Here is a 660-nt window from a genome sequence, read left to right on the forward strand (position 1 = left end):
TAAACAATAATTTAGAGCAGCAAGCTCAAGCGATTTATGGAAATTTGATTCCATATTCAGTTGAAGACGATTTGCCAGAAGGATGGAGCAAGGGTACCGTTGAAGATATCATCGAGATTCACGATTCCAAGAGGATTCCTTTGTCTGGGCAAGCTCGTCAGAAAATGAAAAAGAAAATCTACCCTTACTATGGCGCTGCTTCGCTTATGGATTATGTTGACGAATACATATTTGATGGAAAATACCTTCTTCTTGGAGAGGACGGCACCGTACAAGATACATTCGGTTATCCTATTTTGCAATATGTATGGGGAAAGTTCTGGGTGAACAATCATGCACATATCCTAACTGGCAAACGCGGTTTCAATGTTGAAAGCTTATGGCTATTATTCAAGAAAACGCCTGTCAAATCCATTGTCACCGGTGCTGTTCAACCAAAGATAAGCCAAGCAAACCTAAAATCAGTGCCTGTAGTAATACCGAGCGAATCAGTGCTTCGTGATCTTAATAGCACGATAGAACCGTTATTTGCTCAGATACGGTTAAATGTGGAAGAGAACAAATCTCTTGCTGCATTAAGGGACGTATTGTTGCCAAAACTTATGGCCGGTGAAATCGACGTATCCGACATCGATATCTAGGCCGCTAAATTATTGTTTA

At 40.6% G+C, this 660-nt stretch carries 1 protein-coding gene; it reads left to right on the forward strand.

The genetic code is table 11. The features are described from left to right. A partial coding sequence (locus DW183_RS12375) for a restriction endonuclease subunit S (RefSeq protein WP_199649469.1) occupies positions 1-641 on the forward strand: 641 nt, incomplete at its 5' end. Positions 642-660 lie beyond the last annotated feature (19 nt).

It is taken from the genome of Roseburia sp. AM16-25, assembly GCF_003473825.1.
Taxonomy (GTDB): Bacteria; Bacillota; Clostridia; order Lachnospirales; family Lachnospiraceae; genus Pararoseburia; species Pararoseburia lenta.